Source organism: Dyella sp. S184 (genome assembly GCF_009766065.1).
Classification (GTDB): Bacteria; Pseudomonadota; Gammaproteobacteria; order Xanthomonadales; family Rhodanobacteraceae; genus Rhodanobacter.
The window spans coordinates 734395-756057 of the sequence record NZ_LMUE01000009.1 but is presented as its reverse complement, the minus strand read 5'-3'; the positions used below and the strand labels follow the sequence as shown (position 1 = coordinate 756057).

The following is a 21663-nucleotide window of genomic DNA, read 5'->3' as shown; positions in this document are numbered from 1 at the left end:
TCCCATCGAGTTCGAGGCACAATGCGGCTAACCATCCGGTGTCCACTTTTGCGTAGGAACTCTCCGGCTTCGCCGCCGCTTAACTCAAGCGTCAGGCAACAGCATGCACGACAGTCAAACCTTTCTCATCGTAGCCGGCATAGTTTTAATGGTTATAGGCTTCGTCAGTGCAAAGACGAATCTCGTCGAGATTCGTAGTGCCATCGCCGCCTCCAAATGGGCTAGCGTCGATGGCGCGATCGAATCTGCTGGTGTATCGGAGGATTACGACTATGCCGGCGCAAACGGTAGTAAACGAGTCATCTTTCGCGTGGTCATTCGTTACAGCTATCGGCTCGGCAACCGAACTTACAGCAGCGATAAATCCGGGTCTGATGGGCGCATTTTTTCGAGTTTTAGCTCAGCTCAACGCACAGCCGACCACTATGCCACCCAGAAGACGATCAAAGTATATGTATCCCCCGAGGACCCAATGCGAAGCATGATAGGGGTGGGAATGCAGTGGCAGTGGCGTTATTGGTTGGGTCTAGTTGTCAGTGCTGTGCTTCTTGGCCTTGGGGTTATGATGATCTTGGCGCGCTTTGGAGTCCATGCATAAGCACGGAATCAGCTAGGTTCCACCTATGTCAAAGACTTCATTTTCGCAGATCGTTTCAATCGGCCTAACAACTGGTTCAAGGCGGACGCATCCGGCGCCGCTTAACTCCAGCGTTGGGCCCCAAGAACCTTGAAGACGAACGAGTGGCATCATCGGGAGAATCCATGACCGACACGACCTCGCTATCGGAGTACCTCGTCATCTCCCGCGGGCAGTGGGACAAAGACAGATCGCCCGAAGAAATACAGGAGGCTATTGACGACTTCTACATCTGGCACGATCGACTCGTCAGCGAAGGGATGTTGAAAGCGGGACAGCGGCTCGCGAGAGAGGCGAAAATTGTCTCAGGGCGCGGCGTGATTGACGGCCCCTTTGCCGAAGCCAAGGAGGTTGTGGGTGGCTACTGGTTCTTCCTGGCTGGCAGCCTCGCCGAAGCTGCGGCACTTGCCGCGCAGAATCCTTGCCTGGCCTGCGGTTTGACATACGAGGTTCGACCCATTGAAAGGGAACGAGCCAGTGCATATAAGTTGAGCAATGAAATGCCTGAGAATTCCGGCGATAGAGAATGACTCGCAGCGAAAGTCATTGCGTGCGGCCGCAGAACTAGCCTGCATACGACTAGAGTATTCGCATGAAATCTCAGTTTCCTTCCGCACAAGAGTATTCAGCGCAGACAGCGCGCTACGCTGCATTGACCGTCGTCGACGTTCGCGCGGAACAAGCCGCGATAGCCGAGTCGTATAGCAACCACGTTCTGGTCGACATCAACACCGACTGCATGCGGTTAGCAGTATTCGAGGGCGAGTATCGCTGGCACCAGCATCCAGATTCAGACGAGCTATTCTTGGTGGTTGCAGGAACACTACAAATCGATCTTGCGGGTGGTGATCGATTAGAACTTACCGAATGGCAAAGCGTTGTCATTCCAGCAGGTACAGTGCATCGAACACGAGCCATCGGGCGTACAGTCAACCTCACATGGGAAAAGAATGGCGCACAGACAGTGTTTGTCGGAACCGCCACTTAACTCAGGTGTTAGGCCTCTCAAAGGAACCACATGATCGTTATGCTTGTAGTGGTTTCTCTTCTTGCCACGCTGCTGATTCTCCCTGGCAGGCTCTGGCTCCGTCGCACACGCCCACAAACTTCTTGGTTGCTGGCGTTATCTTTCGTTAGCATGACCCTATGGGTAGCTCCGGCAGCTCTAGGTGTTGGGGCCCAGAGTCTGTCAAACGTCATTGAGTTGCTTGTGGTGGCAGCCTCGGCAATCATTTTTTCGTACTTCAATTTTTTCGCGTTTGACCGCTCTACGTCACTAAGTGGAAAAGGTGCCGTCATCGAATCTCGGCCACGCACAGCTTCTCGCCAAAGAGCTCGTGCTTTCAGAGTGGCAAGCGGGTGGCACTTATGCAGCTGCTAACCGCGGGTACGTTCCTTTGCTGGCCGTAGAGAAGTCTTTTCCAATCGGACGTTTCACTGGCATCTTTGGGCGTAAGCCGGGCGGCTATTCATTCTACCAGTTTGACGACTAAGCGCCCTTGCAATTCGTTCAAGGCACGGCCGTCGAGTCGATCTCATACAACCGTTCCCGGCCGGCAGCGGGTTAACTCAGGCATCTGGCGCTACAACAACTTACATCAGGTGGGGCAAATGAATCTCGCAGACGCCAAGGTTGCTCAGCTCCTCGTCCCCGTCGGGGACTTTGACAAGGGAGTAGCTTTCTACCGGGACACGCTGGGCATTCCATTTCTCTTCGCGGCACCTCCGCAAATGGCCTTCTTCAATTGCGGTGGTGTCCGGCTCCTGGTGGGCGTCATGCCTTCAGGCCAGGAGGCGCAACGAGGCTCCGCCATATATTTTCAGGTGCCCGATATCCACGCGGTGTTTTCTACGCTGAAGGACAAAGGCGTCGCGTTCAAGGCCGAGCCGCACCTGGTGCACCGCACGCCTCAATCGGAGTTATGGCTTGCGGAGTTCACTGATCCTGACGGCAACCAGCTGGCGCTGATGAGCGAGATAGCGCTGAACGGCACCTGACAACCCGGGAGATCACGATGGCATATGCAATTCATTCGTCACGTGACGTCATCATCCGCACCGATGCATGGGCTGACGCTGTGACGTTCTATGGAACGGTACTCGGTCTACCGGTCACGTCCAGCAGCGAAACGCTGATGGGCTTCGAGACGGGTTCCTTCTGTCTGTACGTGGAGAAGGGCAAGGACCATGGTCCCGTTTTTGATTTCCTGGTCTCCGATGTTCGAGCCGAAAAGCACCGACTGGTCGCGGCAGGTTGTGTCGTCCTCGAGGAGAACGCAGCCATTCCGCGTTGCTACCTGCGCGACCCCTATGGCGTCGTTTTCAACCTCGGCAAGGCGCCTTTCGCAAACTGAAGCAGGCGCCGTATCGAGTCACGACAACGCATACGCAAATCGTCCATCCTCGCCCACGCTGGCGTTGATCTCCTGCACCGGCTCGCTACGGCTCATGCGTTCGAGCACTTCGCCGGCAACTTCAGGGAGCAAGCTGCCGCTAAGGATGTTGTCGATGTTGCGGGCGCCGGAATCCACTTCGGTGCAGCGTGCGGCGATGGTGTCGACTAGGTGTTCGTCGTAGCTGAAACGGGCGCCGTGGTTGGCGGCGATGCGCTTGACGATCTTGTTGAGTTTCAGTCGCACGATCTTCTTCATGCTGACGTCGCGCAGCGGGTAGAACGGGATTACGGTAGTGCGGCCGATGAAGGCCGGCTTGAAGTGATCCTGCAGTTCGCTACGCAGGATGTCGTTGAGCGCTTCGACGGTGGGCACTTCACCATCGCCGGCGCAGGCTTCCATGATCAGGTCGGTGCCGGCGTTGGAGGTGAGGATGATGATGGTGTTCTTGAAGTCGATCTCGCGGCCTTCGCCGTCTTCCATCACGCCCTTGTCGAACACCTGGAAGAACAGTTCCAGCACGTCCGGATGGGCCTTCTCGATTTCGTCCAGCAGTACCACCGAGTAGGGTCGCCGGCGTACGGCTTCGGTGAGCACGCCGCCTTCGCCATAACCGACGTAGCCGGGCGGTGAGCCCTTGAGGCTGGAGACGGTGTGCGCCTCCTGGTATTCGCTCATGTTGATGGTGATCATGTTGCGCTCGCCACCGTAGAGGATTTCGGCCAGCGCGATCGCAGTCTCGGTCTTGCCCACGCCGGAGGTACCGACCAGCAGGAACACGCCCTTGGGCTTGTTCGGATCTTCCAGGTTCGCGCGCGAGGTGCGCACGCGCTGGGCGATCGCATCGAGTGCGTGGCTCTGGCCGATCACGCGTTCCTCCAGCTGCTCGCGCAATTTGAGGACGGTTTGGATTTCGTCGGCGACCATCTTGCCGAGCGGGATGCCGGTCCACGCGGCGATGATCTGTGCGGCGGTATTCGCGTCGACCAGCGCGTTGACCATAGGCACGTGTCCCTGCAGCGCCTTGAGCTTGGTGCGCAACGCATTCAGTTCCTCGACCAGGCCGGCGCGCTCGGGCGCATCGGCGGCGAGTGCTTCGGCCGTATCGAGCTTGCCGTGGATCTGGCCGACCAGGTCGAGCTCTTCCTTCCAGCGTGCTTCCAGTGCGATGAGTGTGGTCTGCAGTTCGGCTGTTTCGTTATCGATCTCGGCGAGTCGCTTGCTGTGATCGCTGCCGCCGGCTGCTTCCTTCGCCAGCTGCTCGCGTTCGGTGGCGAGGATTTCCAGCCGCTTGCGACTGTCCTCGACTGGTGCAGGAATCGAGTTGAGGCCGATGCCGATGCGCGCACATGCGGTATCCAGCACACTGACTGCCTTGTCCGGCAGCTGGCGGCCGACGATGTAGCGCGCGGATAGCTTGACCGCCTCGGTCACTGCCTCGTCCAGCACGCGTACCTGGTGATGCTTGGCCATCGCCTTCGCCACGCCGCGCAGCATGCTCACCGCGCGGGCCTCGTCCGGCTCATCCACTTTCACCACCTGGAAGCGACGGGTGAGCGCGGCATCCTTCTCAAAATATTTCTTGTATTCGCCCCAGGTGGTGGCGGCAATGGTGCGCAGCTCACCGCGCGCCAGTGCAGGCTTGAGCAGGTTGGCAGCATCGTTCTGGCCCGCCGCGCCACCGGCGCCGATCAGCGTATGCGCCTCATCGATGAACATGATGATCGGCTTGGCGCTCGACTTCACTTCGTCGATCACGCCCTTGAGCCGCGCCTCGAATTCGCCCTTCACGCTGGCGCCGGCCTGCAGCATGCCAAGGTCGAGCGAGAGCAGCTCGACGTTCTTCAAAATCGGCGGCACATCGCCGGCCGCGATGCGTGCCGCGAGGCCTTCGACCACAGCGGTTTTGCCGACGCCGGGTTCGCCGGTGAGAATCGGGCTGTTCTGGCGGCGGCGGGTGAGGATGTCCACCATCTGGCGGATTTCCTCGTCGCGGCCGAGCACGGTGTCGAGTTTGCCTTCGCGAGCACGTGCGGTGAGGTTGCTGCAGTACTTGTCCAGGTTCGGCGTGGCGCTAGGCTTGCTGCCGACACCGGCATCACCACCGCTGGCCGAACTTGTCGGCGCGCCGTCGCCTTCCTGGAAGCTGCGTGCCTCGCGTGCCTCCACCGAGGCTTCGACCAGCGCGTGGAAATTTTTCTGCAGCGTTTCGACGTTGATGTCCTGCAGCGACTTCGCCGCTACCAGCCGACGCAGTTCGGGCACCGCGACCAGCGCCACCAGCAGGTGACCGCTGCGGATGCGCGTCTCGCCGAACTCGATCGAAGCGTAGGTCCACGCCTGTTCCAGCAGGTCGGGGATGTGGCTGGAGAGTGCCGGTGTGCGCGTGTTGCCGGTCTTGAAGCTGGCGAGGATCTGGCCGAGTTCCTTCTCCAGCCGTTCCGGCGGGACGTCGAACTGGCGCAGGATGCGGCGGATATCGCTGTTGTCGACCTCGAGCAGTTTCAGCAGCACGTGCTCGATTTCCACGTCGTAATGCGTGCGCGACAGGCAGAGCCCGGCGGCGCCTTCCATCGCACCGCGGCAAGTGGTGTTGAGCCGCGCTACCAGCGCGCGCAAGTTGACTGCCATGACTGCTCTCCTCAGTTATTTCCTTCTCCCTTTGGGGGAAGGTGTGCGTAGTGCCTGCCCCGGACTCGATCCGGGGACGGATGAGGGTTCGGGCGACGCGTGTTGCTGAAGTTTTGCGCAAGCTCCGGACTCTCACCCCGACCCTTCTCCCAAAGGGCGATGGGTTTAAAATCACGTCAATCCCGTAAACACGAAGTGGCACTCGTCCGCCGGCCGCTCGCTGCGACGGCCGGCCAACCAGCTGTTCCAGCCCAGTCGTGCCGCGCGCGCGCCGCCCAAGCGCGCGCGCGGCACGGCTTCGGCCTGGAGGACAAGCTGGATCTCCAGGTCGAGCGCGAGGCCAGTAAGAAAGCGCAACAGTTCGACTACGGCGCCAAGCAATTCACGTTGCGGCAGCAGGGCATCGAAGCCGCGCAGGCGCATCGGTCCGATGCGCACGCGCACCGTGGTCTGCCGGTCCCAGAAACGCGAACCCAGCACGCAGCCATCGCCGAAGCGCTGGTTGGTTTTGCCGAGGCGTGTGCGATCGCGTGGCGGAATGCGTTGCCAAGTACCGTGGCAGCCAATCACTTCTACCGGCGCATCGACGACGTCACCGATCACCTGTGCCAACGCACCGACGCCGTGCGGGTGTTGCGCCACGAGGCCGCTGTAATAGCCCAGTGCGGCGGCTGGCAGTTTCGTTTTCGTGCTGCCGCCCTTTGCACGTGGCTCCACCAAAGCGTGCAGGGCCGGTGTGCCCAGTCCGATCAGATCGTAGATGTGGCGCAACACGCCACTGCCACCGCCACCCTTTTCGCCGGCGAGTTCCTGGCTGAGTTCGGTGCGGTGCTTTGCCCACGCGCGCCAGAACAGGCTGAGCAGGCGATGGTTGAAGATGTCCAGGAAATCACGCGATGCCGGATCGCGCGCCTTTTGTTGTGCCATCAGCCATTCGGTGTAATGCCGCGGCAGCACACCGGAAGGGCCGGTGAGGCCGAGGAAATTCACACTCATCGTGTAACGCGGCGACTCGCTGTCGTCCTGCGTGGCGCGATCCAGCGACTGCAGCTCGCACGGTGGGAAGTTCAGCGAGGGCGGCACGGTGAAGCGCAGCGTATCGTGGGCAGACGACACGCCAGCGCGCATCGGCATGCCGTGGGCGCGATAGAGCAGCCGCACGGCCTGGAAGAAGCCGTAGCGTTCCGGCTCGGCCAGCAGCGCATCCAGCGGCGCATGCGGCAGCAGGCCCGGTACGGTCAAGGCACCGGCCAGCAGCGGCAGTGGTGTTGATGCCTCGGCTTGCATGGGATTGCTCAGCTCGTCCATCAGCGCGTGTCCATCAGGTCATGCTCATCAAATCAGCGCCTGTGCGCCGGCGCGCGGCGCGAAGGTGGCCAGCGGTTCCTCGCGCTGCACGCTGCGCGCGGTGAGCCGGGTGTAGGAGTTGGCGGTGCAGTACAGGCCGAAGAACAGTTCGAGTACGCGCGCCAGCAGGTAGGCGCCGGAGCCTACGTAGTGTTCTTCGTCAAAGGTCAGCTCGATATCGGTGCCGCGTACGAACGATTGCCGTGGTGCCTTGCCGACCCGGCTAAGCGACGGTTGGCTGCTGACCCCGACGATGCCGGCGATCTGTTTGCGCAGCGTCGCCGACTCGGCAAAGTTGTACAGGCTGAGGATTTCCAGCAGCGCGTCGCGACCGCCATCGATGATCGACAGGTGGTTCAGTGACAAGTGCGAGATCAAGCGCCACTGGTTGGCCATGCGCATTGGCGCACGCCAGGTCGGCGTGGGCTTTTTCAGCAGTCGCGCACGGGCGATCACGCCGCCGTCCTCCACCTGCAGCACGCTTTCCTCGCCGCCGAACGGCAGCTGCGAGGGCAGGTCGCGGTTGGTGCAGGTCAATGCGAGCGAAAGGGTTTCCACTGCCGGCACCCGCGGGTCCATCTGCCGATCCACCAGCGCGATGGCTACTTCGGTGCCATCGTCGTTGGGCCGCGCTGATGGCAGTCGTTGTGCGTACCAGTAGCAGCCGCTGTCGTCGCCACCCAGACCGTGTTTGGTCGAAAAGAACGGCAGGAACTCGCTGCCGCTGCTGGACTCGCCGCTGCGCACCAGCCGCTGCACGCGGTCGATCGAATACACCTCCAGCCCCAGCGGCCGACGCACGTCGGGAATCACCTGGTACTGGCTCAGTTCCTGGCTGACGCGGATCGGCTCGGCCTGCTGGGTGAACAGGTTGACGATCGGCGTGCAGTGCAGCCGGAAGGTATCGCGCCCGACGGTCTGTTCCATCCGTGCGGTGCGTTCCGGTCGTCCGAACGAGCGTAGTGCAATGCGCAGTTCCACCGCGGTACTGAAGCGCTTCAGGTCGAGTCCGCCGATATCGATGAACAGGAATTTTTCCGGTAGCGTGAAGTATTCCTGCAGCAGACGGTAGCCGAGGAAGCTGCGCGAGTCGTAGTCGAGCAGGCCTTCGTCGAGCTGGAAGCCGACCGCCTGGATGCAGTCATCCGGCAGCCGTTGCGGGGGCACCTGCGGCTGGCCATCGGGCGCCACCACGCTGACCGATTCCACGCTGTTGAGCAGCAGCTCAAGCAGCGCGTGCACCAGCGGGCTCTCGCCATCGAGATAGAAGCGCAGCTGGTGCGGGTCCAATGCGGCGAAGGTGGTCTTGCCGACCACCTCGAGGCGGATCCGCACGCTGGCAGCCACGTCGGCGCTGCGCACCGCGAAGGCCGAGCGCTCGACCGATTCGAAGGCGGCATCGGTCACCTGCAGCGGCCAGACATCGACCGGATACGCGGTGCGATAGCGCACCGGCATGCCTTGGATCGCCCGCGTCAGCAGCTGGGTGCCGATTGGTATCTGCTGCATCCCGGTCAGTTCCGCACCTGCTGCGGGCGACAGCTGCGCGATCGACATCGATGGCACCGGGCGCAGGTAATGCGGATACAGCACTGACAGCAGTGCTTCGGTGATCTGCGGGAAATCGTCGTCCAGTTTCTTGTGGATGCGCGAGGCGATGAAGGCGAATGACTCGATCAAGCGTTCCACATGCGGGTCTTCGCAGACATCGCCTTCCAGCGAGAGCCGCGCGGCGATCTTGGGATAGCGTGCGGCGAACTCCTTCGACAGCGAGCGCAGGCTGGTCAGCTCGTTTTCGTAGTAGGGCAGCAGTTCGTCAAGCATGGCCACGGCCGTCGTCGCGGCAGTCGCGCCGCGGTCCGCAGAGTCTCGGTCAGCTGGCCGGCGCGCTCTATTCCACGAAGGGTGTAGAACCTATGGCGTCGTGATCGCACAACGCTGGATCACGGCTCAGTTCTCGACGCAGCTCTGGTCATCCGGGATGACGCAGTCCGGCGCGGTGGCGGCACTATCCAGGCCACGCGTGCGCACTTTCGGATTCAGCGCGCCCAGCGTGAGGCCCTTGGGCAACAACAACCACATGCGGCCATTCGCATTCATCGACGCGGCCATGCTGCCGGCGTCGTCACCGAAACCCCAGAAGAAATCGCCGCGCACGCTGCCACGGATCGCGCCACCGGTGTCCTGTGCGAACATCAGCCGATCGAGGTTGCCGGCGCCGCCGGGCGCCGCGGTAGTGACGAAGACCGGCGCACCTAGTGGAGTGGTGCGTGGATCGACGGCCAGTGAACGGCCGGCGGTAAGTGGCACGCCGAGCGCGCCGAGCGGGCCTTGCGGGCCGTCGGGAATCACCCGGAAAAATACGTAGCTTGGATCGCCGATGCCGCTGACACTGCCGGCACCGCCGCTGCTGGCGGCGAGGTGTTTTGCCGCGCCAGTGTGATGCGGATCGGCCGCCAGCCGCGCGGCGTCACTGCCACTGATCCCGCTGCCGTTGTGCGTGCTGTCGCTGCTGTAGGAGCCGGCAGCCGCGGGTGGCGGCGCCTTGCCGAGTAGCTGCGCGATCATGGCTTGCACCTGCGGATCGTGAGCCTTCGGCGCCACCGCTGGCGCGGTTGCCGGCATGGGTGTCGGCGTGCTGGCGGATGCATTGCCGCTGCTGCTGCCGTGTTGGAGCTGGGCGATGATCGCCTGCACCTGCGCATTGCCTGAACTGGCGCCATTGCTGTCGGCCGGTGGATCGTTGTGTATTTCGGTGTGCGTTGCAGGCGCTGCCGCGGCCGTTGCGGCCGGCGCGCCACCACCGTGATTGAGTTGCGCGATGATCGAGGCGACATCCTCGTTCGGCGCATTGGCTGCGGTATCCGCGGCGCTGGCGGCACCGAGCCGCAGGCCACGGGTCTTGATCGCGCTGGTGGCCAGTGCGGTATCGCTGGCCGAGGCATTCGGCAGGAACGGCTGGCCGTTCTGTTCGGCATAGGCCACGCGCACAATCCGCCCGTCTTCCAGCTTGATCTTGCCCGAACCCTGCACCTGCATCGAGTACAGCGCATAGGCGTCGTCCACCCAGGCCAGTACCGGCGCGTCGATGCTTTGCGACTCGATCTGCTGGCGGTTGAAGTACGGCACGATGCGATTGCCGTCAAGGCGCACGCGATAGCGTTTGTCGGCCAGGCCGGGCATGTCGTTGTCGAGTGCCAACTCGTATTCGTGCGCATCGGCGGTGTCCGGCGCGGCGGCCAGCAGGCGACCGTCCTTGATGCGGAACCACTGGTGGCTGGCCCCGCTCAGCGAGCGCGCGTCGAGCTCGTATAGGTCACGCGGCGCGCCATACACCGGAAAACGGAATTGCGCGGTGCGTGTGCTGTGGCCTTCCAGCTTCGGCTCGTAATAGCCGGTGATGCGGCCGTCCGCGGTGGCGTCCGGATTCATCACCTGGTAGACCTGAAAATGCATTTCGAAGAAATGCCGCGCAGCGTCGTCGCTACTTGCATCGGTCGCACTGAGATCGGAACAGGCTTCACTCCAGGCACTCTTGCGCGACAACACCTTGCAGCTGCGGCTGAATACATCGAGGCTTTCGCGCAGTGCATCCGTGTTCCAGCCGGGCAGCGTGTTGAACGGCACCGGCTGGAAGCGGGCGTATTTCGTCACGAAAGGCTGACCCAGCACATCAGCGCTGGTGGCAACAGCCGGGTTGGCGCTGGCCGCCGTGCTGACGGCTGGTCGCGGCTGGGTTTGCGCCATTAGTGAAGCGCTGCCTGCAATCAACAGGCCCAGCGTGAAGCGGGCGAGCGAACGGAGTGACGCAGCAGGGCGTGATGTCATGGCGGACTCCCATGCATGAGGATGTCGACCATGATTGGCGCACGCGGCGTACGTTGCCATACCTCGGAGGCGCTATGGCGGCGGAGGTGGAATGGTGACGCTCGTCGGTAGACCCAATCGGCTGGCGCGAACGGCAGGAGAGCCGCTGATCAGGGCCCGTCGCCGCGATATGGAAGTTCCATCGACTGGTTTGTCTTGAGTCGCTGCACCAGCTTCTGGTGATCGCTCTCGATCTTCTGCAGGTGCGTCTGCATCGCGGCGTCATTGACCCATTGCGCGCTGAGCGTACGGCGGCGCTCTAGCGTGTAGTTGATATCGGCGAAGGGTATGAGGGTGGCGTCGTTGGCCGGTATGAAGCCGCTGATATCGTGGATCAGCTTCAGCTTGGCCAGTTCCGCCGTCAAATGCGTGCCGCTCTTCGCGTAGTGGGTGATGAAGTTCGCAATCGACGCACGCAGCTGCGGCGACAGGTCGCTGCGCACGATGATGACGGCATGCGGAATCAGGGTGGATTTCCACAGGATGCGCAGGCGCGCGTACTGCTCGGGGAAGTGCTGAGCGAAGCGCTCCAGGTCGGCAGTATTGTTGGTGGCCACGTCCACTTCGCCGTTGGCCACCGCCAGCGCGTTGTTCTGGTGGTTGTTCACCACCACGTTGGCGAAGAACGTGTCCGAATCGATCTTGTGGCTGGCGAACAGCTGGGTCTCGGGCACCAGGTAGCCGGAGGTCGACAGTGCTTCGCCACGCGCGAAGCGCCAGTGGCCGGGCTGGCGATACAAGTCATCCAGCGTATGGATCGGCGAGTCCTTCTGTACCAGCAGGACGGAGTAGTAGCCGTGCGAGCCATTGCCACCAACGAGCTGGGCGATCACCTGCATGCGGTCGCGACTGACCGCATCCAGTGCCAGCACGCCGGAGACGAAGGCGACGTCCACGCGTTCCTCGGACATGGCTTGGGCAAGGCCTTCATAGGTGCTCACCGAGATGCTATGGACGGGCCGCTGCAACGACTTGCTCATGTCGTCCAGCATCGGCCGCCAGGCCTCCAGCGATTCGGAAGGGCCACCGATCGGCAGGATGCCGAACGTCAGCGGCGCCGGCGACTCGGTTGCAGAAGAAGCATTTGCGGCATGCAATGAAAAGCAGCCCAGCGCCAGCGGCACCAACAACGCGGCACGCCACAACATGACCCAGGAGCCGCGGGGCTGTCGGTTGTCAGTGCTGCGTTTTCCCGGCACGGAACCACTCCCCCTGCAGCCGATGACAGCATGGCCACTATGCGCACAAAGTCATCCCCGACCCTTGTCGATCTAGCTTACGCTGTGCCGATGCACGCCGTGTTACGCCTGTCATGACAGGCATGTGCCCCGATTGCTGCTGTCAAAGTCCGCTAATGCGCCGCGAGGCAACCACGGCCTCGACCCGGTTGCGCACGTTGAGCGCGCGGAAGATTGCCGCGAGGTGGATCTTGACGGTGCCTTCGCTGATGCCGAGGTCGCGCGCAATCACCTTGTTTGGCTTGCCTTGCGACAACAGCCGCAGCACGTCGATCTGACGCTCGGTGAGCAGCTTGCGCAGCCGGTCCTCCAGCGAGGCTGCCGGTTCGCCATGCGCAGTGGCAGCACCAGCGAAGTTGCCCAGTTCCTGCAACAGCATTGGCGGCACATAGACTCCACCACACAACACCAGCCGTACCGCCGACAGCATCACCTCGGGTGAATAGGCCTTCGGGATGAAGCCCTGCACGCCCATCGCCAGCAGTTCCTTGATCAGCGATGGGTCTTCCGAGCCCGACAGCACGATCACCGGCACGCCGGGAAGATGGCGGATGGTTTCGGCGAGATGTGCATTGCCATCGCCGCCGGGCATGGTCAGGTCGATCAGTGCCAGGTCGGGCGGTGGATCGTTCTGGATCGAATGGCGCAGTTCGCCCACGTCCATGGCCACCGAGAACTCGGTGTCCGCACCGAGTTCGGCGAGTTTGACTTTGACTCCCTCGACGATCAGTCGATGGTCGTCCGCGATCAGTATCCGCATATCCGTTCCCCGTGGCGGTATCGCGGCACTCCCGCCGCGGCACGTCTGAGTCCGCAGCAACATAGCCCCAGCGCGTGCCGGCAGCAACTGATCGAAGCCAAACCGAACGGCCTAGGCTCTCCGTGATATGGCCGTTGCGACGGGCCGTCGTGAGAATCGCTGATGATTCACGACAGGGAAATGGCCATGGCAATGGCGCTCACAGCGACACGGCGGCGAGGCTGGCAGGGCCTGCTCGTGCTGTGCGCTGGCTTGCTGGCTGGAGCGCCGGCATGGACGCAACCGCTGGTGCAGACGTCATCGTCGCCGCAATCGATAGCGTTGCCGGTCGTACCGGCGGTTGCATCCTCGGCCAGGACGCCTTTGCCGTCTTCGGTGCAGATAGCGCGGTCGCCAGCTGCGCCCGCCGTGGTGGCGAACGGTGATTTCGACTGGCGTGCCGCGCGCGGCGTGCTGTTCCGTATCCATTCGCCGCAGCCCGGCGCACCGGACAGCCTGGTGTTCGGCACGATCCACATCGGTTCGCCAGCCGAGTTGGGGCTGGATGCCGAGCGTGTACGCCATGCGGTGCAGGCCCAGCGCATGCTGATCAACGAAGTGGATGGCGATGCACCGTGGCAACCAAGTTACGACCGCTATCGTTTCCTGGCGCCGGGTCAGAATCTGGCGATGCTGATCGGCGGCACCCAGTTCATCGAGCTGGCCACGCTGCTGCCCGAGCACAAGGGTCCGCAGCTCAACCGCTTCAAGCCATGGGTGGCGATGACGCTGCTGGAAGAGGGGCTGGATGCGCCGGAGCCGAATGCAAGGGATGCCAGCCAGCGCAATATCGACAGCGTGGTGGAAGACACCGCGCGTGCGCATGGCCTCAAGCTGGTGCATCTGGAAACACTGGAGGACCAGCTCGCCGCGCTCGACTGCACCTCACCCGCCGAATACGCGCGGGTATTACAGGAGCGGCTGGCCGATCCGCAGGAATTGCGTGCCGAAACCGAGCGCTCGCTGGCGTTCTATCGCACTGGTGATCTGCCCGGCTGGCTGGCCGACATAGACGCGATGCATGGGCTGGATGCGCAGGCGAAAGTCGCCGAACAGCATGCGCGCGGCTGTCTGATCGAACAACGCAACGCACGCTGGATCGAGGAGCTGGAGCCACTGCTGCGCGGGGGCGGCTGCTTCGTCGCGGTGGGCGCGATCCATCTCACCGGCCAGGAAGGGTTGCTCGCCGGGCTCGCCCGGCGCGGCTTCGAAGTGAGCGCGCAGCCATGGTGAACGGCGTACGCATCACACGGCAACACTGACAAGGGACGCAGGTCATGCAGGTAGCACGGCAGGTACATTGGGCGCAGGGTGGTTTCCTCACCCCGCAGCATCTGCAGGCACAGGATGCCTGGCAGCAGGCGTATGCACTGCGGCTGCACCGGCAGTTCTCGCCCTACCACTGGGGTTACGAAGCACTGGTGCTGCGCGAGGATGCGCTGGCCACCGGCATGGCTACATTGGAGCGCTTCGTACTGCTGACCCGGCAGGGCGAACTGATCAGTGGCGGCGTTGCGGCCACCGCCGAAGGCGGCGGCAATGCACGTGTACCCGAACGCAGCCTGCTCGAGCTGAGTGTGCCAAACAACGATCCGATCTCGCTGCATCTGGTGCTCAAGCGCGAACGCACGCTCGACGGCCTGGGCCGCAGCGACGAGCGCGGCCGCCTGCCGGCGCGACATCGGCTGGAGGGCGAATCGCGGGTCGATCCGTACGATCCACAGGCGCCCGCGGCCGAAGTGGATTTCCTCGGCTACCAGGCGCAGATCGTCAGTAGCCTGGACGAAGGCGCCGAGGCGCTGCTCGCAGCATGCGAATCGTACAAGTTCGCCGAGATCGTGCCGAACGGGCCGGGCCGCTTCAAGCTGTCGCCCGACTACATACCACCACTGGTGGCGCTGCAGGGTTCGGTCAACCTCAGTCGCTGGACGCGCAGCCTGCGCGACCTGCTGGTTTCGCGCGGGGCGGATTTCTCCAGCGTGAAGCGCCAGCGCGGCATCCGTGCCGCCTCGACCAGTGCGCAGGAAGTAATGCGCGTGGTGATGATGCAGACCTTCGCACGCTACATCGCCGACCTGCAGGAGGCGGTGCGTGGTGGCGTGATCTCGCCGTATCCGCTGTACCTGCAGCTGCGCGAGCTGGTGGCCGAGTTTTCGGTGTTCTCCGAGGAAATCAGTTTTGCCGGCGGCCTGCGTGAAAACCCCGCCGAGACCGAGCTGCCACCGTACGACCACGACAACCTGCGTGCCTGTTTCCGCATCGCGTTCCAGCGTGCCGAGACGTTGATCAAGGCGCTCACCGTGGGTGCCGAAGTGGGCATCACGCTGACCTACGACGGCAAGCTGTACAAGGCCGAGTTGCCGCCCAACCTGTTCGACTCGGACAAGACGCGCTTCTATCTCGCCTTCGAATCCGAACTGCGCGGGCAGGATCTGTTTGGACGGCTGTCGCGCACCGGCAAGATCTGTTCGGTGGAAGAGATGCCACGCCTGCTGCAGGCCGCACTGTTTGGCCTGAAGATCGACCTGCTGCCGGTGCCGCCGGAAGAGCTGCCGCAGAAGACGCCGAACACGACGTACTTCCTGATCGATACCCGGCATCCATTCTGGCAAAACATCCGCAACGCGCGAAACATGGCGGTGTTCTGTGACCTGCCGCCGGATCAAACGGTGATCAAGTTGTATCCCGTGGGCGCGGAGGAGTAACGGCGATGGCCCGCATGCTCGAGTACTTCACTCCGCTGTTTTCGCTCGGTCTGGCGATCGACGAACAGGTCGCTGCCGGCACGGCGCAGGGCAGCGTGGATGAGGCATACGCGCAGGCGCGCACACTGATCGAGCAGGCGCGCAGTGCAGCGCTGGCTGCCGGCAAGCCACCCGCGGCGGTGGAGTCGGCGGCGTTCGCGGTGGTCGCCTGGTTCGACGAGATCATCACGCGCAATCCATCCTGGTGGAGCCAGGCCAGCCCGTTGCAGGTGTCGCTGTTCAACACCAACAACGCCGGCAACGAGTTCTTCGAGCACCTGTCCAACCTCAAGGGCGGCGACGACGAAGTGCGCGAGGTGTACTACCACGCGCTACTGCTCGGCTTCGTCGGCCAGTACTACTTCGAGACTGGCGACCACGGCGAGCTGGGAAAAATCAAGGAATTGAACAGCCGCCAGCTGCCGGTGGCGCCCGCGCCGCTGCACACGCTGCGCGAAGAGCAGATCACCCCGCAGCCGTACCAGATGAAGGATCCCGCCGGGCCGCGTTATCCCAAGCAGTGGGACGCGCTGCTGATGAAGGTCGGTGCGGTGGTGGCGCTGCTGGTACCACTGGCCTATCTGGTGTGGTTCTTCCTGTCGCCGGCGCGGGTGGCGGGCCCCACGGTGCAGCAGCTGGTGGATCAGGAGATCGCCGGCTACAGCTGTGCTGACCTATCTGCCACGGTGGACAAGGACGGCGTGACTGCGGTGAACGGTTACGTCTCCAAGCCGGTGGACCTCGAACACCTGCGCGGCGACATCGACGCGATCAAAGGCGTGAAGAGCTCGAACTATCAGGTGAAGGTGCTGATCTGGCCACACTGCGAAGTGGTCAAGCTGCTCACGCCGTACCGGCAACGCAACCTCGATCGCCACGACGGTCTCGCGGTGACGCCGACCACCGGCCACAGCGACCGCTTCGTCAAGGACGAGCAGGTGATCGTCAAGCTCACCCAGGCCAACCATGACAGCTATCTCTACGTCGACTACTACACGGTCGAAGGCGAAGTGATCCACCTGTTCCCGAACACACGCGAGCCGCACAGCGGGCAGGTCATTCCGGCCAGTCAGCAGATCGACGTGGGCCAGGCGGGCGTGCAGGGTGGTGGCTGGATCACCGTCGATGCCCCATTCGGGCAGGAGCTGATCACCGTGGTTGCCTCGCCCACGCCGCTGTACACCGGCTTCCGGCCTGACCAGGAGCCGGCCAAGGATTACCTGCCGCTGCTCAAGCAGGCCATCGACACCAATCGCAGCAGCGACAAGTTCGTTGCCGATTTCATGACCATCCAGACCGAACCGGCACGCTGAGGACTATTGCGATGAGCCTCACTCAGAAAACCTGGTTCCGGCCTGCGCTGTACGTGCTCGGCGGCATCGTGCTGCTGGTGTTGATCGTGTTCGTTGCGCCGGCGCTGATCCCCGGCGTGCCGCCGCGCTTCTGGCAACTGCTCGGGCTGTGTCTCGCCGCACTGGCGGTGCTGTGGTGGTTCACCAAGGGCGCGCGCAAGTATTCACGCGCGGGGCGTGCGCGGCAGCGTATCGGTGATCTTGGTCCGGGCAATCCGGACGACGAACGCGAACCGCTGGCGAAGATGAGTGCCGCCATCCAGGCGGCCAAGCATGCGATCCAGCGTTCGCCGGAAATGGCCGGGGGGCGCAATTCGCTGTACCGCGTACCGTGGATGCTGTTCCTCGGCGATGCCGACGCCGGCGTGCATGGCCTGCTGCAGGCAGCGAGTACCGCATCGCCGTTCCCCGAGCCGGCGGGCAGTGATGCCGACGCGGTGTGGCGCTGGTGGTTCTTCAAGTCGATGATCGCGATCGAGGTCAGCCCGAAACTGGTCTGCGACGCGTCAGCGCGGACCGAACGCGGGCTGTGGTACCAGGCGCTGATGCAACTGGCCAGCGAGCGCGACCAGCTGCCGCTCAACGGCATCGTGGTGTGCATAAGCGCACGCAGCCTGCTCGGCAACGGCGATGCGTTGAAGGATGTCAGCATGCGCTTGCGCCGGCTGGTCGACGAAAGCATGGAGCACCTGCAGATCCAGTTGCCGGTGTATGTGGTGGTGACCGGGCTGGAGGTGTTGACGGGTTACGGCGCCTTCCGTGCCGCTGTGCCAGCCGAGGCGTTTGCGCAGGCGATGGGCTGGCGCTTGCCAGAAAGCGAGACTGTCAGCGCCGGTACAAGTGCGAAGTTCGACAGCCTGTTCGCGCCGATGGCCGAGCGCCTGCATGCATTGCGGCTGACTGCGCTTGCGGCACAGCACGAGGTGAAGGGACGTCGCGGCGTGTTCGAGTTCGTGCAATCGATCATGCGCCTGCAGGGCGGGCTGCGGAAATTCGTCAGCCTGCTGCTGGAAGACAATCCGTTCCAGCGCACGCCGCGCTGGCGCGGTCTCTACTTTGCCGGCGGTCCGGTCCCCGATACGCCGGCCGGTGCGTTTGTCGCCGACCTGTTCACGCGCTTCCTGCCAGCCGACCAGCCGCTGGCGATGCCGAGCCTGAAGGGCAGCGCCGGACGGATGGGCGTGGCTGCACTCGGCGTCGCGGCCTTGCTGGGTTTGTCCGGCTATCTCACCTACGGCCTCAGTCAGGCGCGCACCGACGATGCGCAATTGCTGGCGCAGACGCGGGCGGCCTGTCAGGGCCGCGAGAATGCCGGCGCCAGTGGGCGCATCGGCTGGGTGGCGGCCTGTGGCCGCACCATCGAGCGGCTCGAAGCGAGTACCGACAAGAGCCAGCTCGGTTTCGGCCTGCGCCGTTCCGATCGCGATATCGAACAGCTGAAGCAGGAAGTGGTAGGCGATTTTTCCAGCCTGATCCTGGCGCCTTACGACCAGATGCTGGACAGCGACATGGCCAATGGCCGCGCCGGCATCGAGCACGTGCTGGCGATCACCCAGCGCCTGCGCATCCTGCAGCACTGCCGCGGTCGTGGCGCCAGCTGCCTGGACAGCGAATTGCCGCACAACGTGGTGTTCGATCCGCGCTCGCGCCTGTTCGCGCCATTCTTCACCGCCGATGCGGATACGCGCCGCGACCGCGACAACGCGGATGCCTTGCTTACCACCTACCTCGGCTATTTGCGCTGGCAGAAAAGCGAGGTACTCGACGATGAAGAGCATCGCCTGCAGGGCGAGCTGCAGCGCTTGCTGACCGCGTACACACCGCGCCCGCAGGATCTCGAAGCGTGGGCCGATGCGCGCATGACCGGCCCGCGCCTGCAGGATTACTGGCTGCCGGCGGATCGCCTGGTCGGTGTAGACGCGGGTAGCCTGCCGACGATTTCCGGTGCCTATACGGTGGAAACATGGAACGGCGTGGTGTCGCCGATGACCGACACCATCGGCGACACCCTGGCGGAAAAAAAAAGTCTGGCTGATGGCTTTCGCAGCGCTTACTTCACCAGTTACTTCCATGCCTGGGCGCAGTTTCAGAGCCGCTTCTTTGATGGCGTGAACCTGTGGAAGGGACATACCGACGAACTGGCGACGCGCGCAGCCGGCAACGACAATCCGTACCGCTTTTTTTTTGACAGCGTGCAGCACAACCTGCTGGGCCTTCCGCTGCAGTTGCCGCTCTCGTTGCGCTGGCATCAGGCCTGGGCGCAGACCAGGGCGGCTGGCTGGGGCGGCTGGAAACCGTTCGGCGCGTTTCTCGGGCATGCCGTCGGCGGCTGGTTCAGCAGCGCCAAGCTGACCCCGCCGACCTGGCTGCTGGCGATGCTGGATACGCGCCGCGACGTGCTGGACAAGCAGCAGGCATTGTTCGCCAACGGTTATCTGCGCCTGCAGGCGCAGGGCGGCGATCAGAACCTGTACCAGATCGTGGCCGATATCTATCACGCCAAGGGTGCGCCGACCCAGCCACCGGCATCCGAATACGCCACCTTGCTGCAGTCGGTCGATCGACCCGATGACAACTACGCCGCGAAGTTCATGGGCGATGACCTTGGCGCGTGGTCGGTGGTGCAGGGGCCCTCGCATCTGCTGCTGTATCTCACCGTGCAACGCGCCGCGGCCTATGTGCAGCAACGCTGGAACGACGGCGTGGCGACGGCGCTGAAGCAGCTGCCGCCGGATCAGCAGATGGCTGCTCTGTATGGCGCGCAGGGCAAGCTCAATGCCTTCGTCAACGACTGGCTGGCACCGTTCGTCAGCGAGAAGGAACACACGCCGATCAAGGTCGGTGGTATCGCGCTGCCGTTGACGCCGGGCTTCCAGGCGATGATGACGGCGCAGAGCCAGGCGCAGCCAGCGTTGAATGCCGATCAGCCATTCCTGGTCGGCAGCTTCAGCTTCACCGGCCCGAGCCAGCTCGGCAGTCTCACCGAAGGCGCACTCGGCACAGTGCTGCAGATCGACTGCAAGGACCGCAGTTTCAGCGCCAGCAGCAAGGCGCAGTCGCTGGCCGAGTCGAAGGTCGCGGTGTTCTGGTCGCCGGCCAACTGCCTGCAGGCCAGCCTGCGCATCAGCCTTGAACAAGCCGGGCCGGCCGAAGTGGCGCTGGTACCGGCCGGTTCGGCCAGTGCCGCGGGCGCCGCCGCACCGGCGGCAGCCGAGCCGCTGGTGCTGACCAAGCTCTACTCGGGGCAGGATGGCTTCCTGCAATTGCTGGAGGATTTCGCCGGCGGCTCGCACAGCTTCGCGCTGGCCGATTTCCGCGATTCGTATACACCATTGCAATGGGCCGACATCACCGGGCGCCTGCACGACGTTGGCTTCAGTCAGGCGCGGGTGTTCCTGGGCGTGGACCTGTCCGATGCGATGAAGCAGTACCTCAGCGCACGCAACACGCCGGTGACGATGCCCGGCGCCATCATCGAATAGACCACGTCGAATAAACCACGACAGCATCGAACCAACGAGCGGGCAAGCGGGTCCGCAGGGAGAACACCATGAGCATCGATATCGCCGAACTGCTTGCGCCGATCTCACCCGACCGTCCTTGCGGCGAGGATGTGAGCTTCAACGATGTCTATGACCGTGTGCGCGATGCGCGCCGCGCCGACGATCCCAACCTGCGCCAAGGTGAGTGGCAGACCGACCTGAAAGTGGCCGACTGGCGGCTGGTGATCCGTCTCGCCAGCGAAGTGCTCACCAAGCAGAGCAAGGATCTGCAGATGGCGGTGTGGCTGGGCGAGGCATTGATCTCGATGGAGAGTCTGGCCGGTGCCGGACAGTCGTTCGAACTGCTCAGTGGCTTGCTGGAAAACCTGTGGGATGGCCTGTTTCCGGAACTTGATGGTGACGATGCAGAAGAGCGTGCGGCCAAGCTCGCCTGGTTCAACATCTATGCCAGCGATGCGTTGCGCAAGATACCGTTGACCGGCAGCACCAAGCCGATGACCCTGCTGGCCTGGCAGGATTCGCGCGAGGTCGACAACCTGGCGCGGCAGAATCAGGAGGCACACAAGGCGGCGCTGGATGAAGGCCGGCTCACCGGCGAGGCCTTCGACAAGGCGATGCTGGAGTCCACCAATGAGGTGGTGCTGCGCATGCTGGAGCAGGCGGATGCCGCGTTGACCTCATTCGACAACTTCAAGCGCATCGCCGACACCCGGCTCGGCCGTGCCGCACCCTCGCTGGCTGCCGTGGAAGAGGCGTTGAAGCGGATTCGTCAGCTGGTCGGCAAGGTCGCACAGGCCAAGGGTGTCGGTGGTACCGCTACCACCATCACGGGCGATGCTCAGGAAGCTGCCGCGAGTCCGCTCGTGTCGTCGCCTGCCACCATGACTTCGGGCGGCGGTCCCACCCTGGATCTCTCCGGCAACAGTGCCGCCAGCAAGCAGGCGGCATTACGCACGATCAGCGACATTGCGGTGTTCTTTCGCCGCACCGAGCCGCACAACCCGGTCGCCTTCATGCTGGAGAAGGCCGTGGCGTGGGCAAATACGCCACTCGATGCATGGCTCAGTGAAGTGGTTCGTGACAGCGCTGTACTTGCCTCAATCCGCGATCGGGTGGGTATTCCAGACGAGTGATTGTTTTGCTTCCTCTCCT

The 21663-nt window shown here is 63.3% G+C and carries 16 protein-coding genes; 10 read left to right on the top strand and 6 right to left on the bottom strand.

The window, feature by feature from the left end:
* The first annotated feature begins 103 nt into the window (after window positions 1-103).
* From GSQ75_RS15600 to GSQ75_RS15580, 5 genes are all read left to right on the top strand, one after another.
* Window positions 104-598 carry a DUF3592 domain-containing protein gene (locus GSQ75_RS15600; RefSeq protein WP_158755755.1) on the top strand — a complete coding sequence of 165 codons (495 nt, stop codon included), beginning with the start codon at window positions 104-106 and terminating at the stop codon, window positions 596-598.
* A 164-nt stretch (window positions 599-762) separates the two neighbouring features.
* Complete coding sequence (locus tag GSQ75_RS15595; protein ID WP_158755754.1) at window positions 763-1167, top strand: YciI family protein; 405 nt, start codon at window positions 763-765, stop codon at window positions 1165-1167.
* A gap of 62 nt (window positions 1168-1229) precedes the next feature.
* Window positions 1230-1625 (top strand): cupin domain-containing protein, encoded by a 396-nt coding sequence (locus GSQ75_RS15590; RefSeq protein ID WP_158755753.1) that lies wholly within the window; start codon window positions 1230-1232, stop codon window positions 1623-1625.
* Between the two features lie 623 nt (window positions 1626-2248).
* Window positions 2249-2635, top strand: coding sequence for a VOC family protein (locus GSQ75_RS15585; RefSeq protein WP_158755752.1), 387 nt, complete (start codon window positions 2249-2251; stop codon window positions 2633-2635).
* 17 nt (window positions 2636-2652) lie between these two features.
* The gene (locus GSQ75_RS15580; protein ID WP_158755751.1) at window positions 2653-2991 is read left to right on the top strand and encodes a VOC family protein; all 339 of its coding nucleotides are present in this window, start codon (window positions 2653-2655) and stop codon (window positions 2989-2991) included.
* 18 nt (window positions 2992-3009) lie between these two features.
* On the opposite strand, the gene tssH is transcribed toward GSQ75_RS15580, so the two are convergent.
* The 6 genes from tssH to GSQ75_RS15550 all read right to left on the bottom strand — a co-directional run bounded on the left by tssH (window position 3010) and on the right by GSQ75_RS15550 (window position 12873).
* Window positions 3010-5661: a type VI secretion system ATPase TssH gene (tssH, locus tag GSQ75_RS15575; protein ID WP_158755750.1), complete on the bottom strand. Its 2652-nt coding sequence runs from the start codon at window positions 5659-5661 to the stop codon at window positions 3010-3012.
* Between the two features lie 171 nt (window positions 5662-5832).
* Entirely contained in the window at window positions 5833-6969 is a 1137-nt protein-coding gene (gene tssG / locus GSQ75_RS15570; RefSeq protein ID WP_158755749.1) for a type VI secretion system baseplate subunit TssG, read from the bottom strand.
* Between the two features lie 27 nt (window positions 6970-6996).
* Complete coding sequence (gene tssF, locus GSQ75_RS15565; RefSeq protein ID WP_158755748.1) at window positions 6997-8832, bottom strand: type VI secretion system baseplate subunit TssF; 1836 nt, start codon at window positions 8830-8832, stop codon at window positions 6997-6999.
* A 126-nt stretch (window positions 8833-8958) separates the two neighbouring features.
* Window positions 8959-10836: an MltA domain-containing protein gene (locus GSQ75_RS19335; protein WP_216840696.1), complete on the bottom strand. Its 1878-nt coding sequence runs from the start codon at window positions 10834-10836 to the stop codon at window positions 8959-8961.
* A 149-nt stretch (window positions 10837-10985) separates the two neighbouring features.
* Window positions 10986-12023, bottom strand: a complete 1038-nt coding sequence (gene phnD, locus GSQ75_RS15555; protein ID WP_158755747.1) for a phosphate/phosphite/phosphonate ABC transporter substrate-binding protein — start codon at window positions 12021-12023, stop codon at window positions 10986-10988.
* Between the two features lie 193 nt (window positions 12024-12216).
* The gene (locus GSQ75_RS15550) at window positions 12217-12873 is read right to left on the bottom strand and encodes a response regulator transcription factor (protein WP_158755746.1); all 657 of its coding nucleotides are present in this window, start codon (window positions 12871-12873) and stop codon (window positions 12217-12219) included.
* A gap of 186 nt (window positions 12874-13059) precedes the next feature.
* Here GSQ75_RS15550 and GSQ75_RS15545 point away from each other — a divergent pair, with 186 nt between their 5' ends.
* The 5 genes from GSQ75_RS15545 (at window position 13060) to tssA (ending at window position 21644) form a co-directional block, all read left to right on the top strand.
* On the top strand, window positions 13060-14145 hold the full coding sequence (locus GSQ75_RS15545) for a TraB/GumN family protein (RefSeq protein WP_158755745.1): 1086 nt from the start codon (window positions 13060-13062) through the stop codon (window positions 14143-14145).
* Between the two features lie 44 nt (window positions 14146-14189).
* Window positions 14190-15617, top strand: coding sequence for a type VI secretion system baseplate subunit TssK (gene tssK, locus GSQ75_RS15540; RefSeq protein WP_158755744.1), 1428 nt, complete (start codon window positions 14190-14192; stop codon window positions 15615-15617).
* A gap of 5 nt (window positions 15618-15622) precedes the next feature.
* Window positions 15623-16969 (top strand): DotU family type IV/VI secretion system protein, encoded by a 1347-nt coding sequence (locus tag GSQ75_RS15535; RefSeq protein WP_158755743.1) that lies wholly within the window; start codon window positions 15623-15625, stop codon window positions 16967-16969.
* An 11-nt stretch (window positions 16970-16980) separates the two neighbouring features.
* A complete protein-coding gene (locus GSQ75_RS15530) occupies window positions 16981-20490 on the top strand; it encodes a type VI secretion protein IcmF/TssM N-terminal domain-containing protein (RefSeq protein WP_158755742.1) in 3510 nt (1169 codons plus the stop codon).
* A 68-nt stretch (window positions 20491-20558) separates the two neighbouring features.
* Window positions 20559-21644 (top strand): type VI secretion system protein TssA, encoded by a 1086-nt coding sequence (gene tssA, locus GSQ75_RS15525; RefSeq protein WP_158755741.1) that lies wholly within the window; start codon window positions 20559-20561, stop codon window positions 21642-21644.
* The last annotated feature ends 19 nt before the right edge of the window (window positions 21645-21663 follow it).

Bases quoted from the DNA above. Each gene is read 5' to 3' on its own strand.
- GSQ75_RS15580 (WP_158755751.1), top strand. From the start codon at position 2,653: ATGGCATATGCAATTCATTCGTCACGTGACGTCATCATCCGCACCGAT.
- tssG (WP_158755749.1), bottom strand. From the start codon at position 6,969: ATGGACGAGCTGAGCAATCCCATGCAAGCCGAGGCATCAACACCACTG.
- phnD (WP_158755747.1), bottom strand. From the start codon at position 12,023: ATGTTGTGGCGTGCCGCGTTGTTGGTGCCGCTGGCGCTGGGCTGCTTT.
- tssA (WP_158755741.1), top strand. From the start codon at position 20,559: ATGAGCATCGATATCGCCGAACTGCTTGCGCCGATCTCACCCGACCGT.
- GSQ75_RS15545 (WP_158755745.1), top strand. From the start codon at position 13,060: ATGGCAATGGCGCTCACAGCGACACGGCGGCGAGGCTGGCAGGGCCTG.
- tssH (WP_158755750.1), bottom strand. From the start codon at position 5,661: ATGGCAGTCAACTTGCGCGCGCTGGTAGCGCGGCTCAACACCACTTGC.
- tssK (WP_158755744.1), top strand. From the start codon at position 14,190: ATGCAGGTAGCACGGCAGGTACATTGGGCGCAGGGTGGTTTCCTCACC.
- GSQ75_RS15585 (WP_158755752.1), top strand. From the start codon at position 2,249: ATGAATCTCGCAGACGCCAAGGTTGCTCAGCTCCTCGTCCCCGTCGGG.
- GSQ75_RS15595 (WP_158755754.1), top strand. From the start codon at position 763: ATGACCGACACGACCTCGCTATCGGAGTACCTCGTCATCTCCCGCGGG.
- GSQ75_RS19335 (WP_216840696.1), bottom strand. From the start codon at position 10,836: ATGACATCACGCCCTGCTGCGTCACTCCGTTCGCTCGCCCGCTTCACG.
- GSQ75_RS15530 (WP_158755742.1), top strand. From the start codon at position 16,981: ATGAGCCTCACTCAGAAAACCTGGTTCCGGCCTGCGCTGTACGTGCTC.
- tssF (WP_158755748.1), bottom strand. From the start codon at position 8,832: ATGCTTGACGAACTGCTGCCCTACTACGAAAACGAGCTGACCAGCCTG.
- GSQ75_RS15535 (WP_158755743.1), top strand. From the start codon at position 15,623: ATGGCCCGCATGCTCGAGTACTTCACTCCGCTGTTTTCGCTCGGTCTG.
- GSQ75_RS15550 (WP_158755746.1), bottom strand. From the start codon at position 12,873: ATGCGGATACTGATCGCGGACGACCATCGACTGATCGTCGAGGGAGTC.
- GSQ75_RS15600 (WP_158755755.1), top strand. From the start codon at position 104: ATGCACGACAGTCAAACCTTTCTCATCGTAGCCGGCATAGTTTTAATG.
- GSQ75_RS15590 (WP_158755753.1), top strand. From the start codon at position 1,230: ATGAAATCTCAGTTTCCTTCCGCACAAGAGTATTCAGCGCAGACAGCG.